This is a genomic window from Steroidobacter gossypii (assembly GCF_016801985.1).
In the GTDB taxonomy this organism is placed as follows: Bacteria; Pseudomonadota; Gammaproteobacteria; order Steroidobacterales; family Steroidobacteraceae; genus Steroidobacter; species Steroidobacter gossypii.
Genome location: NZ_JAEVLS010000001.1, coordinates 1,532,764 through 1,547,467, shown reverse-complemented (window position 1 = coordinate 1,547,467; position 14,704 = coordinate 1,532,764). Strand labels below are relative to the sequence as shown.

15 protein-coding genes are annotated in these 14,704 nt (G+C 63.8%); 4 read left to right on the top strand and 11 right to left on the bottom strand.

Annotated features, from left to right (window positions below; translation table 11 throughout):
• The first annotated feature begins 106 nt into the window (after window positions 1–106).
• Window positions 107–1,129: a chorismate transformation enzyme, FkbO/Hyg5 family gene (locus tag JM946_RS06755; protein WP_203166382.1), complete on the top strand. Its 1,023-nt coding sequence runs from the start codon at window positions 107–109 to the stop codon at window positions 1,127–1,129.
• A 33-nt stretch (window positions 1,130–1,162) separates the two neighbouring features.
• Here the strand turns inward: JM946_RS06755 and JM946_RS06750 are convergent, their stop codons facing one another.
• The 8 genes from JM946_RS06750 to JM946_RS06715 form a co-directional block, all read right to left on the bottom strand.
• The gene (locus JM946_RS06750) at window positions 1,163–2,485 is read right to left on the bottom strand and encodes an AMP-binding protein (protein ID WP_203166381.1); all 1,323 of its coding nucleotides are present in this window, start codon (window positions 2,483–2,485) and stop codon (window positions 1,163–1,165) included.
• 169 nt (window positions 2,486–2,654) lie between these two features.
• Complete coding sequence (locus JM946_RS06745) at window positions 2,655–3,878, bottom strand: beta-ketoacyl-ACP synthase (RefSeq protein ID WP_230979463.1); 1,224 nt, start codon at window positions 3,876–3,878, stop codon at window positions 2,655–2,657.
• Entirely contained in the window at window positions 3,878–4,606 is a 729-nt protein-coding gene (gene fabG / locus JM946_RS06740) for a 3-oxoacyl-ACP reductase FabG (protein ID WP_203166380.1), read from the bottom strand. Before fabG ends, JM946_RS06745 begins: the two co-directional genes overlap by 1 nt.
• A complete protein-coding gene (locus tag JM946_RS06735; RefSeq protein WP_203166379.1) occupies window positions 4,603–5,832 on the bottom strand; it encodes an NAD(P)/FAD-dependent oxidoreductase in 1,230 nt (409 codons plus the stop codon). The genes fabG and JM946_RS06735 overlap by 4 nt, the downstream gene beginning before the upstream one ends.
• Entirely contained in the window at window positions 5,829–6,281 is a 453-nt protein-coding gene (locus JM946_RS06730; protein ID WP_203166378.1) for an acyl-CoA thioesterase, read from the bottom strand. The genes JM946_RS06735 and JM946_RS06730 overlap by 4 nt, the downstream gene beginning before the upstream one ends.
• A 36-nt stretch (window positions 6,282–6,317) precedes the next feature.
• Window positions 6,318–7,106 carry a glycosyltransferase family 2 protein gene (locus tag JM946_RS06725; protein ID WP_203166575.1) on the bottom strand — a complete coding sequence of 263 codons (789 nt, stop codon included), beginning with the start codon at window positions 7,104–7,106 and terminating at the stop codon, window positions 6,318–6,320.
• Between the two features lie 23 nt (window positions 7,107–7,129).
• Window positions 7,130–7,378 (bottom strand): acyl carrier protein, encoded by a 249-nt coding sequence (locus tag JM946_RS06720; protein WP_203166377.1) that lies wholly within the window; start codon window positions 7,376–7,378, stop codon window positions 7,130–7,132.
• A gap of 124 nt (window positions 7,379–7,502) precedes the next feature.
• Window positions 7,503–8,324, bottom strand: coding sequence for a lysophospholipid acyltransferase family protein (locus tag JM946_RS06715; protein WP_203166376.1), 822 nt, complete (start codon window positions 8,322–8,324; stop codon window positions 7,503–7,505).
• A gap of 26 nt (window positions 8,325–8,350) precedes the next feature.
• On the opposite strand from JM946_RS06715, the gene JM946_RS06710 reads away from it, so the two are divergent.
• Window positions 8,351–9,070 carry a 4'-phosphopantetheinyl transferase family protein gene (locus JM946_RS06710; protein ID WP_203166375.1) on the top strand — a complete coding sequence of 240 codons (720 nt, stop codon included), beginning with the start codon at window positions 8,351–8,353 and terminating at the stop codon, window positions 9,068–9,070.
• On the opposite strand, the gene JM946_RS06705 is transcribed toward JM946_RS06710, so the two are convergent.
• The 3 genes from JM946_RS06705 to JM946_RS06695 are packed head-to-tail and all read right to left on the bottom strand — an operon-like array spanning window position 9,021 to window position 10,501.
• Entirely contained in the window at window positions 9,021–9,500 is a 480-nt protein-coding gene (locus tag JM946_RS06705; RefSeq protein ID WP_203166374.1) for a DUF3106 domain-containing protein, read from the bottom strand. The genes JM946_RS06710 and JM946_RS06705 overlap by 50 nt on opposite strands.
• Window positions 9,501–9,503: 3 nt before the next feature.
• On the bottom strand, window positions 9,504–9,872 hold the full coding sequence (locus JM946_RS06700; protein WP_203166373.1) for a hypothetical protein: 369 nt from the start codon (window positions 9,870–9,872) through the stop codon (window positions 9,504–9,506).
• Entirely contained in the window at window positions 9,866–10,501 is a 636-nt protein-coding gene (locus tag JM946_RS06695; RefSeq protein ID WP_203166372.1) for an RNA polymerase sigma factor, read from the bottom strand. The genes JM946_RS06700 and JM946_RS06695 overlap by 7 nt, the downstream gene beginning before the upstream one ends.
• A gap of 226 nt (window positions 10,502–10,727) precedes the next feature.
• On the opposite strand from JM946_RS06695, the gene JM946_RS06690 reads away from it, so the two are divergent.
• Both JM946_RS06690 and argS read left to right on the top strand, forming a co-directional pair.
• Entirely contained in the window at window positions 10,728–12,923 is a 2,196-nt protein-coding gene (locus JM946_RS06690) for a primosomal protein N' (RefSeq protein WP_456115328.1), read from the top strand.
• 36 nt (window positions 12,924–12,959) lie between these two features.
• Complete coding sequence (gene argS, locus JM946_RS06685) at window positions 12,960–14,678, top strand: arginine--tRNA ligase (RefSeq protein ID WP_322110904.1); 1,719 nt, start codon at window positions 12,960–12,962, stop codon at window positions 14,676–14,678.
• The last annotated feature ends 26 nt before the right edge of the window (window positions 14,679–14,704 follow it).

The following is a 14,704-nucleotide window of genomic DNA, read 5'->3' as shown; positions in this document are numbered from 1 at the left end:
CTGGAGCGGTGAACCGCGGGGCGCGAAGTGTATCATCCGGCCCGCGCGGCCTTCGAACGGCGCGCACGTTTTCTCTATTCAACCTACAAAGTCATTCGATTCAGTGATGCGCAGCAGTTCCGGCGAGCAGCCAGCCCAGCCCCTTCCCGCCGCGCTCCGCGTTGCCTACCAGCTTCACGGCGTTTCCGGCCATGCTCCGCTGACCGGGCCGGTGCTGGCGGCGATTCGCTTCGGCTCGAATCCGGGACCGGTGACTACCGGGGCCCCGATACTGACCATAGACGTAGGACTGGACCCGCTGCACGGCCCCGCGCCCGCCTTGGCGGAATTATGGTTTGCGACCGGAGCGGTCCACACTGGTCGATGGTCCGATGGCGCCAGCGTGCCGACGCAGGTCCGTTATGCGCACGATGAGCACTACCTGTTTGCAGTCATCGAACTGGATGAGCGCGAGCACGGTGGGATCCTGCTGACAGCCGAGCACGCGTACGCCGCGGTCCGACGTTTCCAGCAACAGTCGGGCTTTGCCCACCTGCTGCGCATGTGGAATTACATGGACGCAATCAACGAAGGCGCTGGCGACATGGAGCGCTACCGCCAGTTTTGCGTCGGTCGGGGGCGCGGTCTGGGTGAGGTTCCGCAGGGTTATCCCTCCGCCACGGCAGTGGGTCGTCAGCGCTCCGACCATATCCTGCAGGTGTTCTGGCTGGCGAGCAAAGTGCCAGGCCGGGCTCTGGAGAATCCTCGACAAGTCAGCGCCTATCACTATCCCCGCATCCACGGGCCGGTGAGCCCGACCTTTGCGAGGGCGCTGATCGCGCCGGACGATTGTTTGCTGATCTCGGGCACCGCCAGCATCGTCGGCCATGTTTCCCAGCATCACGACGACGTCATGGCTCAGCTGGAGGAAACAGTACGCAACCTGAGCTCGTTCGCACCGCATATCAGCCGTAGCCGGACGGCCGACAGCAAGGATTTGCTGAAGGTGTATGTGCGGGATCCCGCAATGACGGACGCGATCGCCGCGCGCTTGCGCGAGCTCTATCCCACCGGCGACATCATTTTCGTCGCGGCCGATATCTGCCGGCGCGAGCTGTTGTTGGAAATCGAGGCGGTGCTGGAAGCCTGAGTGGCCTGAAGGGTTTCCCTGGCGGCCAGCGCTTCACTCGCGTCGCAGGGCGCGCAGGAGATTCTCGCGCGGCAGTTTGCCGACCTCGTTACGAGGCAACTGATCGACGATCAGCAAAGGGCGCGGTAGAAACGCGCTGTCCACGCCTGCCGCCAGCTGATCCAAGACTTCACGCGACGTGAGATTCGGCGCCACCACCAATGCGGCGACCCGCCGGATCGCGCCGACAGCGTCGGGCTCCGGTTGAAACACCGCCGCCTCCCGCACTCCTTCGATCGCAAGCAGCCTTCTAGTGATATCGGACAGGGACGCGCGTTTGCCCGCCACCTCGATCATGTCCGAGCTGCGACCGCGCACCACGAAGCGCTGGCCAGGAAGCAACTCGACCACATCCTGTAACAGCACGGGCTCGACGAACCATGGCGCGTGCACGAGGGTGCCCTCGCTGCGCGGCTCGAGTCGCACGCCTTCATACAACTGCCATTGATCTTCTCGAGCGGTGAGTCGGCTGGCGAACACGCACGTTTCGGTGGATCCAAACATTTCCACCATTTCGCCGCCGAGCTTGGCCGTGACCGCGGCAGCCAGCGGCTGATCCAGCGGCGCGGTAGCGCTGACGATGACATCGACCTGCGGGAATTCCTGCTCCGATGCGACGATGGCCCGCAGATGGACCGGCGTACTGACCAGCACGCGCGGGCGTGGCAGCTCTGCCAGGGCCGCCGCGATATCGGCAGGAAACAACGGCCGACCGGCATGCACAGCCATGTCGCCGATCAACGGCAACAGCACGCTCATTTCCATTCCATACATGTGCTGCGGCGGAACCGTGGCCAGCAGCCACACAGCAGCGTTCTTGTCGGCAATGCCGGCTCGTATGGAAGCGGCGTTGCGTTCGTTGCTGCCCTGGACGGTGCGCCAGAGCTTGGGAAATCTTTTGGGTTGGCCGGTGCTGCCGGAGGTGTAACCCACCATCGCAGTCATATCGGCGGCAATGCGCGTGTTGATGGCGGCCGTAGATGTTTGCTCCAGCGCGGCGTCGATGGCGGCATCGTCGATGCGATAGCTGCCGGCATTCGCCGTCTCGACATCGGCCACGACTTGTTCGGCGCGCGACGAAGGCAAGAGCACCGTGTGCCCCACGCTCAGCGCAGCAGCGTAGGCGACCAGGAAGCGATAACGATCGTCACAAAGATTGATCATCGCCGCGGCCCGTTCAGGCAGCTGAGCGACAACCGAGGCGACGTGACTTCGGAATTCGGCGAGCAACACTGGCGCGCCACGGCGCCATGCGATGGGCCGCTGTGGATCGGCGGAGACGAACAACGGCAGCGTTGCTGCCTCGGAACTGCTCACAACGTTTCAATCGGCCCCGGCCGACCTCGAACCATGGAACTCGACAAGTGCCGCCCCAGACACAAGGATGCCGCCACAGGCGGCGAGCGCAGGGGGAAAAGTCGCGCCTTTTCCCGTCTGCGCCACAGCGCGAGGGCAGGATGCCCGAGTCGCTGTTTCATAACGAAACTCATTCGAAGCGCTTGAACACCATCGACGTGTTCACGCCGCCGAAGGCGAAGTTGTTATTCATCACGAAATCGGTGTGCAGCGCGCGGCCTTCGCCGGTGATGTAATCGAGATCGCCGCACCGAGGATCGATGTTGTCGAGATTCAAGGTCGGCGCGAACCAGCCCGCCTTCATCATTTCGATGCTGAACCAGGCTTCCAGCGCGCCACACGCGCCGAGCGTATGGCCGAGATAACTCTTCTGCGAGCTGAGCGGCATGCGCGATCCGAATAGCGACGAGGTGGCCCGCGTCTCGGCGATATCGCCGTGCTCGGTGGCGGTGCCGTGACCGTTGACGTAGCCAATGACCTCGGGAGAGATCCCGGCGTCTTTCAGCGCCAGTTCCATCACCACACGCATCGTGGCCTCTTCGGGCTTGGTGACATGCACGCCGTCGGAGTTGCTGCCGAACCCGACCAGCTCGGCGTGGATACGCGCGCCGCGTCGCTGTGCATGTTCCAGCTCTTCGAGAATCAAAATGCCCGCGCCCTCGCCGACTACCAGTCCGTCGCGATCGCGATCGTACGGCCGCGGCGTCGTGTGCGGCCGATCGTTGCGCCGACTGGTGGCGTACAACGTATCGAAGGCCATCGCCTCGGTGGGGCACAGTTCCTCCGCGCCGCCGGCGATCATCACATCCTGACGCCCGAACTTGATGGCTTCGTAGGCGTAGCCGATCCCCTGGCTGCTCGAAGTGCAGGCGCTCGAGGTGGGAATGATCCGGCCCTTGGCGCCAAAGAAAATGCCGATGTTGGCCGCGGTGGTGTGCGGCATCATGCGCACATACGAATTCGCGTTCAGCCCGCTGGCGTCGTTGTTGATCACCATGTTGGCGAAGTCCTTGATGTCGGGCGTGCTGCCCGTCGAGGAGCCCGAAGCAACTCCCGTCGCACCGCTGGCGATGACCGGATCGCCGGTCAAACCCGCGTCCTCGATCGCCAGCTCGGCAGCGCGCACCGCCAGCTGCGACACGCGGCCCATGCTCCGCAATTGTTTGCGAGTCCAATGCGAAGGTGGCGTGAATTCGATCGGCCCGGCGAGCCGCGTGTTCATGTCGGTGTAGCGATCCCACTCGTGCATGGTGCGAATCGCATTCCGGCGCGCGCGCAAACCGGCGAGCACTTCCGGCCAGCTCGCGCCGAGCCCACACACGCCACCCATGCCAGTGACCACGACACGACGCATCAGCACAGTCCTCCATTCACCGCGAGGACCTGACGAGTGATGTAGGAAGCATCGCGCGACAGAAGAAACGAGACCGCAGCGGCCACTTCCTCGGCGGTGCCGGCGCGCTGCGCGGGGATGGCCTTGAGGATTTCCTCCATCGGCACGTTCTCGTCCACCATATCGGTGCTTATCAACCCTGGCGCCACGCAATTGACGGTGATCTGTCGCTTGGCGAGCTCCACGGCCAGCGCTTTGGTGGCGCCGATGATGCCGGCCTTGGCCGCGCTGTAATTCACCTGGCCGCGATTGCCGATCAGCCCGGAGACGGAGGCGAGCGTGACAATGCGGCCCGGCGCACGCCGACGCACCAGCGGCATGATCAAAGGCTGCAGCACGTTGTAGAAGGCGTCGAGATTGGTGCGAATCACCCCGTCCCACTGATCTTCCGTCATCGCCGGGAACGCCGCGTCGGAGTGAATGCCAGCGTTGCAAACAACGCCATAGTAAGCGCCATGCGCGCTCACGTCGGCAGCGAGCGCTTGCGAGCAGGCAGCGCGGTCGGAAACATCGAACTGCAGGATGCGGGCCTGTCGGCCGAGGGCATTGATCTGGGCGACCACCGCTTCAGCTTCGTCACGCCGTGACCGGCAATGCACGACAACGTCGAAGCCATCGCTCGCGGCACGCAACGCGATGGCGCGACCGATGCCGCGGCTCGAACCAGTAACCAGAATGGTGTCGCTCATGCCGCGCAGAGCTTAGCAACCATGTCGAGGCGGCGCTCGGGTTCAGCGACGAAGGGATTGCTTTCGTCCCAGGCGTAACCCGCGAGAATGGCGCAGATCATGGAGCGGATGCCGGCCGGCTGGTTCTTCGCGAACATGATGTCCTGGAAGCGCCCGTCGTACCACGCTTTCACATAGGCTCGGAACGTGTCCACGCCTTTGCGCAGCGGGATTTCGAAGTCGCCGGTCCAGTCGACCGTTTCACCGCGCAGCTGACGATTCAGCAAGCCCGCTGCCATACTGGCCGAGCGCATCGCAATCGTCACACCTGAGGAGAACACCGGGTCGAGGAATTCCGCGGCGTTTCCGAGCAGCGCAAACCCCTTGCCGTGCATCGACCTCACGTTTGCGGCGTAGCCCGACAACTCGCGCGCGGGCGTATCCCAGGTAGCGTTCGCCAGAACCCGCGTCAGGAACGGCTCCTCGCTCGCCAGCTTTTTGAGACGCTCATCCAGCGGCGCCGGATAGTTCTCGAAAAATTCCTTGCGGGCCACGCAGCCCAGGGAGCAGCGGCCATTGGCAAACGGAATCAGCCAGAACCATACGTCGCGATGCTGTGGATGAACGATGACCTGGATCTTGTTGCGATCGAACGAACCGGGCGCGGCGCCATCCGCCACGTGCGTGAACACCGCGTTGCGCACCGGGAAGTTCGAGGGCATTTCCAGATTGAGCAGCTTGGGCAGCACGCGGCCGAAGCCGCTGGCGTCCAGCAGGAACTTGCCCTGCACCTCGTACTCCGCGCCCGTGGGGTCGACGGCGCGTACGCGCGGCATGTCGCCACTGTTGTCCACGGCGGTCACGCGAGTTTCATATCGAATCTCGACGCCTTGTTTCTGCGCCTCGTCCGCCAGCACCTTGTCGAACGCGGCGCGCTGCACCTGATACGTCGAATTGCGGCCGGGCGTGAACTTGTCCCCGAAGTCGAAATCGCCGTATTCGTCGCCGCGCACGAATGCCGCCCCGTTTTTGAATTGAAAGTCGGCGCGCTCCACCGCCGGCAGCATGCCCGCTTCGTCGACGAAGTCGAGACAATGCGCCAGCAAACTCTCGCCAATGGAGAAGCGCGGAAAGCGCTGGCCTTCCAGCACTAGCACGTTCCAGTCCTGCTTGTTCAACAATGCCGAGGCGATCGCGCCCGAGGGGCCCGCGCCGATCACGATGACATCACGCTGTTCCAAGGTCATTCCTCACGATGATCCGTCGCTCGCGCCCGCAATGCCCGTTCCACGCGCTCCAACAGCGGTTGCGGAGTTACGAATTGCAGCGCGTGGGTCTTCGCGTCCACCGCTGCCTGCACACTCTGGGCACGCGCCAGACGTTCGCTATCGGCGATGCGGGTGATCAAATAATTCATCACGACTCGGTTGTGCCATTCGACCAGAGATGCGCGCACGCTGAGGCGATCTCCCATGCGCGCCGCGTGCAGATACTTCACGTGCATTTCCACGATGGGCCATGCATAGCCGGAGGCCGCCATGGCGTCGTAGCCGAAGTCGAGATGGTCCATCAGCGCCCAGCGGGCGCTTTCGAAATATTTCAAATAATGCCCGTGCCACATGACGCCGATGATGTCGATGTCATGGAAGGCCACTGTCACGTCGATGCTCGCGCTGATCGCGCCTTCCTTTCGCATGGCAGTCAGGGCACTTCGAATCGGGCCGCCGGCGCGTCAGGCGTTCGCATCGCGCTCGCGCACCTGCCGGGCAGGCTTGGTCCGCGCGAACTTCCGCCACAGCAGCACCGGCAGGCGAATCAACATGCCGCAGGTCAGCCTGATGTGCAGCGTGGTCATGCGCACGTTGTCCAGGAACATGCGGAAGTGCGAGACGCCGTCGATCGGATAGGACACGCGCGTGTCCAGCCAGCGCATCGGAATCTGGCGCCAGTGCATCCGCACCAGGATTTCGGAATCGAAGTCCATGCGCTCGCCGATGTGCTGATGATCGATCAGATCGAGCGTGGCCGCGAGCGGATACAGGCGGAAGCCGCACATCGAATCGATGATGTCGAACGACAGCGTCTGCAGCCACACCATGCCGTGGGTGAGATAGCGACCGTAGTAGCGCGCTTTGGGGATGCTGGCGTCGAACACCGGTCGACCGCAGATGACCGCATCGGGCTGCTCGCGCGCGGCTTCGACGAAGCGGCGCGCGTCGGTGAGCGTGTGCTGACCATCGGCATCGACCTGGATCGCGTGAGTGAAGCCAAGCTTGGCGGCCGCGCGAAAACCCGTGATCACCGCCGCGCCTTTGCCGCGATTGGCGTCATGACGGAACATTGTCACGTCGGGCAGCACGCTCAGGCGATCCAATTCCTGCGCGCAGGCCGGGCTGCAGCCGTCATCGACGAGGATCACCGGCAACCCCTGCGCACGCAGGCTGCTCACCACGGTGCCGATGGCATGCTCGTGGTTATAAACCGGAATGACCACGCAGACCGAAAACTTGGCTGGGAACATGGGCGCGATTTCAGCTGCCACGCTCACGCATTCATCAGCCGTTGCACCACTGACGCCAGATCGCCCACGGTGCGCACGGAACGGAAGTCCTGGGGCGTGACCTTGCGGCCGGTGTGCTTCTGCACTTCGTCCATCAGGTCGACAACGTCGATGCTGTCGATCTCGAGGTCCTCATACAGGCGCGCTTCCGGCGTGATTCGCGCCGGCTCGATCTCGAACAGCTCGACCAGCGTCCCGCGGATGCGTTCGAGGATTTGATCTTGCGACTGCATGAACTGCTCTGTTGGAGAATCGGGAGTTAGCACGTCTGCGCGCGCTGCATCGAGTCCGCGAACTCGGCGCGCAGTTTAATTCGAGGAGCACACAGCGTACAGCCGCGTGGGCTGTGGGTCCCTGTTACGCCCGACCGGCCCGGGGCCGGGCCAATTCCTGCTGAAAATGCCGATGCATGGCCTCGTTCAAGGACCGTGATGCTAACGGTAACGGCGCGTTCCGGTAGGGACTTAAGTCCAGGTCCTCGCCAACAATCAGGCTGAAGTGCGGACGTCGAGCCGGAATCCGGTACCACGGCTCGGCCTTGGTGAGCGTGGTCGGCTGGCAGCGGATGTACACCGGGGTAACCGACGCCGCGGCTCGCAGCGAAATGTTGGCCGCTCCGCGATGAAACACCATGGGCTGGTTGGGCCGCGTGCGCGTGCCTTCGGGGAAGAAAATCAGGGTCTGCCGCTCGCTCAGGGCGGCCGTCGCGCCTTCGATCATGCTGGCGGTCTGATCGTTGGGAATGAATTCCACCAAGGTCACGGCCCAGCGCGTCAATGGGTTGCGCCACAGGCCCTGCTTGACCACGCAACCGGCTCCGGGCACGAATGCCAGCAGAAACACCACATCGATCAAGGTCGGATGATTCGCGACAATCATCTGGCCAGGCTGACCGAGGCGCTCTTGGCCATGGAACTCGTACGTCAGCGCTCGGCCTCGGTGCATGACGCCAATGAACAGGCGGAGCGCCGCGCTCATCACGACGCGCGCGCGTCTGCGCTTCACATCCCGTTCCGCGGGGATGAGCTTCACGATGGGCAGCAACACCGTGCCCACCACCAACGCGCCCAAACCGAACAGGAAAAAGCTGAACCCGGTCATGAACAGCCGCCAATACCACCAGTCGCGCCGCTCGGGGCGGTCGTTGGTAGCGTCAGCGAGGTGCGGTTCGGCATTCATGGGGGGCGAATTATGATGTCCCTGTCATGCACGGCAACCCACAAGCGACAACTGGCGCGCGCACCGGCCTGGAGAGCGGCTCCGCGGACACGGAATTGAATCTGTGGCTGGCGCTGTCGGCCGCGCGTGCGCATTTCGACCGGGCGAAGCTGTCAGCCGAGGACCAGTTGCGGTCCAGCGTTCAGCACAGCGCGCATCGGCGGGCGGACTTCGAGGTCAGCCGGGCCTTGCTTGCGTATGTCGATGCGGGAACAGCGGCCTTCAGCCATAGCCACAGCACCGAACACGCGGCGCTGCTGCTCGGGCCAACGGACTGGCGAGTGGGCGTCGATCTCGAACTAGATAGGCCGCGCGACGTGCTTCGACTCGCTCGCTTCGGGTTCACCGAACGCGAGATTGAGTTGATGGAAGCCGCGTCCGCGGAGGCCAGATCACCGCTGTTCTACACGCTCTGGACCCTGAAGGAAGCGTTCGCCAAAGCACTGGGCCTGGACCTGGTCGACGCGCTTCAGCAGTGTGTGTTCTGGCATGACGCCGGGAAATGGGACGGCCGCGTGCCTACGACCGCGACATGGGGCGCGGCCGTGTTTCAGCCTCGGCCGGGCATCTTCCTCTCCGCAGCCTGGATCGGAGGATCCAGTCCCGCGCGGCTTCAGCAGTGGGAGTGGCCACCCAAGCAGCGCGCCGATTGGCCACTCATTGCGAGCGCAAGCGGTCCCGCAGTTGCTGACGCTGCTCGGGCGTGAGCTGCCTGAACTGCTCGCGCAACTGCTTGCGCTCTTCCGCTGGCAGCCCCTGGAAGCGGCGATAGTTCTCGCGGATCCGCTCCTGCTCCTGCGCCGGCAGCTGCTTGAACTGGTTGAAGGCTCGGCGCATCTCGCGCCGCTGTTTTAGATCCAGCGCCAGCCAGCGCTGGAAGTGCTCTCGGACCTGTTGACGCTGTTCGGGCGGCATGTCCAGCCAGCGCTGCGCACCCCTGGCGAGAGATTGCTGTCGAGCCAGCGGCAGCTCGGCCCAGCGGGATTCGAACGTGGCGAGCAGCTTCTGCTGCTCGCGGGATAACTCCTGCCAGCTCACTCCCGCGTTCTCGGGCTGAGCCGCTCGAGCAGCGGGTGTCACGCCTACGACCAGCGCGCCCGCCACCATCAGAATTGCCGTGAACAAAGCCCTGCGCATGGATCAGCCGCTGTTGTCGCCCGATTGCACGTTGGCCTCGGCCAGCCAAGCGTAGAACTCCACGTCGCGGAGCATCTCGAAACTGTCGGCATCGGCGACGATATCGAAATCATCCAGCGGCAAAGTGGCCGCTTCTGGAACAGCAGGCTCGCCACCGCCTCGAAACATCACCGCAGCAATGAGCGCGGCCGCAGCCAAGCCGCCCAACGGCAAGCCCAACCAGTAGCGGCGCGACGCCCCATTCTTCAGCTCATCGAGTGCGCGTTGCCGCGCCTGGTTGAGCCGCGAACGGGTGCGCGCGTCGAGGCGCTCGACGCTGGCTTCGAACAGCGCGCGGCTGCGCTCCTCGAAAGGATCGGGAGTGTTCACCATGCAGTCCCCAACTGCTCGCGCAAAGCGTGCACGGCGCGAGAATAGTGAGTTTTGACGCTTCCCTCGCTACAGCCCATGGCCGCGGCGGTTTGCGCGACATCCATGCCCTCGAAAATGCGCAACATGAATGCTTGCTGTTGCCTGCGGGGCAATTCGGCCAGCGCACGCTCGAGCTTGACCATCGCTTGGTCAGTCGCGAGCAGATCCGGCGGCAGCGGCCGACCGTCGGGCACCGCTTCGAACGGATCCGCGGCTTCATCCCCGTCGGCCTTCCAGCCGGGCAGCCAGCTCAACAGCCGGGTGCGAACCAGACGGCGACGCTGACAGTCGCGGATCCGGTTTTGCAGAATGCGGTAGAACAGCGGTCGCCACTCGTCGGCAGGGCGCTGGGCATAGTGGCGCGCCAGCTGCAGCATCGCGTCCTGTACGATATCCAGCGCATCGTCGTCGTGGCGTACGGCAATCCGGGCGATGCGAAACGCACGCTTCTCGACGCTGACGAGAAATCGGTCCAGCGTGCGCACCTGATCCAGAGATTGTTCCTCCGTCGCCGGGACTTCGCCCTGCCCGAGGTTGAGCAGCGCCCAGGCCGGGGTTGAGGCTGCGCGGAGAGTAGCAGAGGGCCGCATGCGTTCCAGGAACCTGCTGTGTTGAGCCAGAGTGATGCCTTCAAGAACGCGGCACACGTCTGCAGGTTGACGCGTGCTGGGCGGGATGCCCGAATGCCGGGGCGCTAAGGATGCGCAGCACGGCAACTGCGTCTAAAAATTGATCAAACGGCAAACCGGTCCGTGGATTGAGCACTTGAGTGGTTTCACCCCAAACAATGCACAGACTTTTCCACAGGTTTTGTGCATAGAGCGAACGCCATATCTGGCGGTCGCCATCGACACGCCATTGCGGCAGGTGTTCGACTATCGGGCGCCCGCCGGTACTGCCGCGGGGCCGGGCTATCGCGTGTGGGTGCCGTTCGGCCGGCGGCGCGTCGTCGGCGTTGTCGTCGAAGGCCGCGATGACACTGAAGTCCCCTCGGAGAAATTGCGCGCAGCCTTCGAAGTCATCGACGATGAGCCAACCTTCAGCGCCGAACTGCTCGCATTGTTGACTTGGGCCGCCGAGTACTACCGCCATCCGGTCGGCGAAGTGTTGAGCTCGGCGATGCCGGTTCACTTGAGGAACGGCGCGCCGTTGCGGCAGGAAACCATTCTCTGGCGGCTGACGGATCAAGGCCGTGAGCAAGCGCTCGCGACGCTGCCGGCGCGTTCCGTGCGCCTGCGCGCGATCGCCGAGTACCTGTTGAACCACGCGCAGGCGCCGGCATCTGAAATCCTCAGCGCCACCGAGAGCCCGCTCTCAGCGCTCCGCAACCTCGAAACGCGCGGCTTCGTCGAGCAATTTGCACGCGAAGCGCCCGAGACGGGGCCGGTATCCATCGTTCGCGCGGGCCCGCCGCTCAATGAAGCGCAAGCCGCCGCTGTCGAGAGAATCACGAACACGCTTGGCTCATTCGCCTCGCATCTGCTCTACGGAGTGACGGGCAGCGGCAAGACCGAGGTGTATCTGCACGCCATTGCAGCGGTGCTCGCGCGCGGGCATCAGGCACTGGTGCTCGTGCCGGAGATCTCGCTGACGCCGCAGTTGATCGCGCGCTTCCGTGGACGCTTCGACGCGCCACTTGCAGTCCTGCACTCAGGTTTGAACGACACCGAGCGCATGGCCGCGTGGCGGGATGCACGCGAAGGCACAGCCCGCATCGTCATCGGTACTCGCTCCGCGGTTTTCAGTCCCCTGCCGCAACCCGGCCTGATCATCATCGACGAAGAGCACGATCCCTCGTTCAAGCAGCAAGATGGCTTCCGTTATTCCGCGCGCGACCTCGCGTTGGTTCGCGCACAGCGGCTCGGCATTCCGGTGGTGCTCGGCTCCGCCACGCCTTCCTTGGAAACATTGGCCCGCGCTCGCAAACAGCCGGAAACAATGTCCCGACTGCCGGAGCGCGCTGGCAGCGCGAAACCGCCCAAACTGTTCCTGGTCGACCTGCGCAAGAACGCGGCGACCCAGGGAATCGCCACGCCCACGGTGATGGCAATCCGCCGTCACTTGGATGAAGGCGGACAGGTGATGCTGTTCATCAACCGCCGCGGCTACGCGCCGGTATTGTTCTGCCCGAACTGTGGCTGGTCCGCGCATTGCCGCCGGTGTGACGCGCACTTGACCGTGCACGCGCGAGGCCGTGATCTCATCTGTCATCACTGCGGCTCGCAGGAGCCTTTGATCGCCGGCTGCCCGAACTGTTTCGCCGATGTGAAGCCGGTCGGCCAGGGCACCGAGCGCATCGAAGAAACCCTGGAAAACCTGTTTACCGGCGCTCCGCTCGCGCGCATCGACCGCGACAGCATGCGCCGCAAGGGCGAACTGGAAGCGACGCTGGAGCGCGTAAATCGCGGCGAGATCCGCATTCTGGTCGGCACGCAGATGCTGACCAAGGGCCACGACTTCCCGAAGGTCACGCTGGTCGTGGTGCTGAATGCGGATCAGGGCCTGTTCAGCACGGATTTCCGCGCGCCGGAGCGCCTCGCACAGACCATCGTGCAAGTGGCCGGGCGCGCCGGGCGCGCCGAACGGCCCGGCGAAGTGCTGATCCAGACGGAATATCCGGATCATCCGTTACTTACATTGCTGCTCACAGGCGGCTACGCGGCCTTTGCCGACGGCGCGTTGACAGAACGTGAACAAAGCCACTGGCCGCCATTCGCGCGCATTGCGCTGCTACGCGCGGAAGCCACGGATCAGCAAGCTCCGCTGCAATTCCTGCATTCGGCCCGTGCCCTCGCCGATGACTATCCGGTGCGCGGCGTAAGGTTGCTCGGCCCGGCGCCTTCGCCCATGGAGCGCCGCGCCGGCCGGTTCCGCGCTCAGCTGCTGCTCCATGCCCCTACTCACTCGCCGTTGCAACGATTCATGAGCGGCTGGCTGACGGCCGTGGCCATGCTGCCCGAGGCCAGAAAGGTCCGGTGGTCGATCGATGTGGATGCGGCCGAGTTGAGTTGAGTACACTGTCCCGAACTCACTTTTCCCCAGCTCTTTGTGAAGTACCAGATCGAACGCCTCGTGCAGGCCGCATTGGCCTGTTTACCGGCCGACATTGTCCCCGCGGACCTGCATCCGACGGTGGATGTGGAGCGTACGCGCGACGCCGCTCACGGCGATTTCGCCACCAACATCGCGTTGCAGCTGGCGAAGCCCGCGCGCAAGAACCCGCGGCAACTGGCCCAGGCTATCGTCGATTGCATTCCGGCGAGCGAGCTGGTCGACAAGATCGAGATCGCCGGGCCCGGCTTCATCAATTTCCATCTGTCGCCGCAGGCGTATCAGCAGGAGCTGTCGCGCATTTTCGATCTGGGCGTGGCTTACGGTTACAACAAGCGCGGCGCCGGTCAGAGCGTGGTCGTGGAATTCGTTTCCGCAAATCCAACCGGTCCGTTGCACGTCGGCCATGGCCGGCAAGCCGCGCTCGGCGATGCGCTCGCAGCGCTGCTGCAGTCGCAAGGCCATCCCGTGAGCCGTGAGTTCTACTACAACGATGCCGGCGTGCAGATTCAAAACCTGGCGCTGTCCGTGCAGGCTCGCGCGCGCGGGCTGAAGCCGGGCGATCCCGGCTGGCCCGAGGCTGCTTACAACGGCGAGTACATCCAGGACATCGCCGACGACTTTCTCGCGCGCAAAACGGTTCACGCCTTCGATGGCGAGCCGATTCGCGCGAGCGGCAAAGTCGACGATCTCGATGCAATCCGGCGCTTCGCCGTCACCTGCTTGCGACACGAGCAGGACACGGACTTGCAGAAGTTCGGAGTGCGCTTCGATACCTACTATCTCGAGTCCAGTCTGTATAGCGACGGCAAGGTCGAATCGACGGTGCAGGGGCTCATTGCGAGCGGCCATACCTATGAGAAGGATGGCGCGCTGTGGCTCAAGACCACGGAATTCGGTGACGACAAAGATCGTGTCATGCGTAAATCGGATGGCACTTACACGTACTTCGTGCCGGATGTCGCATATCACGTCACCAAGTGGCAGCGTGGTTTCTTCCGCGCCATCAACGTGCAGGGCACAGATCATCACGGCACCATCGCACGTGTGCGCGCAGGTCTGCAGGCGCTGAACATCGGGATTCCCAAGGGCTATCCGGACTACGTGCTCCACAAGATGGTGCGCGTCATGCGCGGCGGCGAGGAAGTGAAGATTTCCAAGCGCGCCGGGTCGTATGTGACGGTGCGTGACCTGGTGGATTGGGTGGGGCGCGATGCGTTTCGTTTCTTCCTGGTGTCGCGTAAGGCCGATTCGGAGTTCGTTTTCGACATCGATCTCGCGCTGGCGCAGAGCGAAGAGAACCCGGTTTATTACGTGCAGTACGCGCACGCGCGAGTGTGCAGCGTGTTCCGTCAGCTGCAGGAGAAAGGAATCACTCACGAGCGCGAAGTGGGTGAGGCACATGTGCAGCTGCTGAGCGAGCCGCACGAGAAGGCACTGATCCGCCGCCTCACCTACTATCCCGAGCTGCTCGAGAACGCCACGCACGATCTCGAGCCGCATCAGCTCGCGCACTATCTGCGTGAGCTGGCCGGCGATTTCCACACTTATTACAACGCGCACAAGTTCATCATCGACGACGTGAAGCTGCGCAACGCCCGCTTGAACCTGGTCGCGGCCACGCGCCAGGTGCTGGAAAACGGCCTGAAACTGCTGGGCGTGTCCGCGCCCGAGAAGATGGAATCGAAAAAGGCGGCAACCGCTGGCGAGGAATGACGCAGGCGCGCAAACTTGTGATGGGC

Coding starts and splice junctions, on each gene's coding strand:
- JM946_RS06735 (WP_203166379.1), bottom strand. CDS start 5,832: ATGACCTTGGAACAGCGTGATGTCATCGTGATCGGCGCGGGCCCCTCG.
- JM946_RS06700 (WP_203166373.1), bottom strand. CDS start 9,872: ATGGTGAACACTCCCGATCCTTTCGAGGAGCGCAGCCGCGCGCTGTTC.
- JM946_RS06725 (WP_203166575.1), bottom strand. CDS start 7,106: ATGTTCCCAGCCAAGTTTTCGGTCTGCGTGGTCATTCCGGTTTATAAC.
- JM946_RS06730 (WP_203166378.1), bottom strand. CDS start 6,281: ATGCGAAAGGAAGGCGCGATCAGCGCGAGCATCGACGTGACAGTGGCC.
- JM946_RS06715 (WP_203166376.1), bottom strand. CDS start 8,324: ATGAATGCCGAACCGCACCTCGCTGACGCTACCAACGACCGCCCCGAG.
- JM946_RS06705 (WP_203166374.1), bottom strand. CDS start 9,500: ATGCGCAGGGCTTTGTTCACGGCAATTCTGATGGTGGCGGGCGCGCTG.
- JM946_RS06720 (WP_203166377.1), bottom strand. CDS start 7,378: ATGCAGTCGCAAGATCAAATCCTCGAACGCATCCGCGGGACGCTGGTC.
- JM946_RS06745 (WP_230979463.1), bottom strand. CDS start 3,878: ATGCGTCGTGTCGTGGTCACTGGCATGGGTGGCGTGTGTGGGCTCGGC.
- JM946_RS06695 (WP_203166372.1), bottom strand. CDS start 10,501: ATGCGGCCCTCTGCTACTCTCCGCGCAGCCTCAACCCCGGCCTGGGCG.
- fabG (WP_203166380.1), bottom strand. CDS start 4,606: ATGAGCGACACCATTCTGGTTACTGGTTCGAGCCGCGGCATCGGTCGC.
- JM946_RS06755 (WP_203166382.1), top strand. CDS start 107: ATGCGCAGCAGTTCCGGCGAGCAGCCAGCCCAGCCCCTTCCCGCCGCG.
- JM946_RS06710 (WP_203166375.1), top strand. CDS start 8,351: ATGCACGGCAACCCACAAGCGACAACTGGCGCGCGCACCGGCCTGGAG.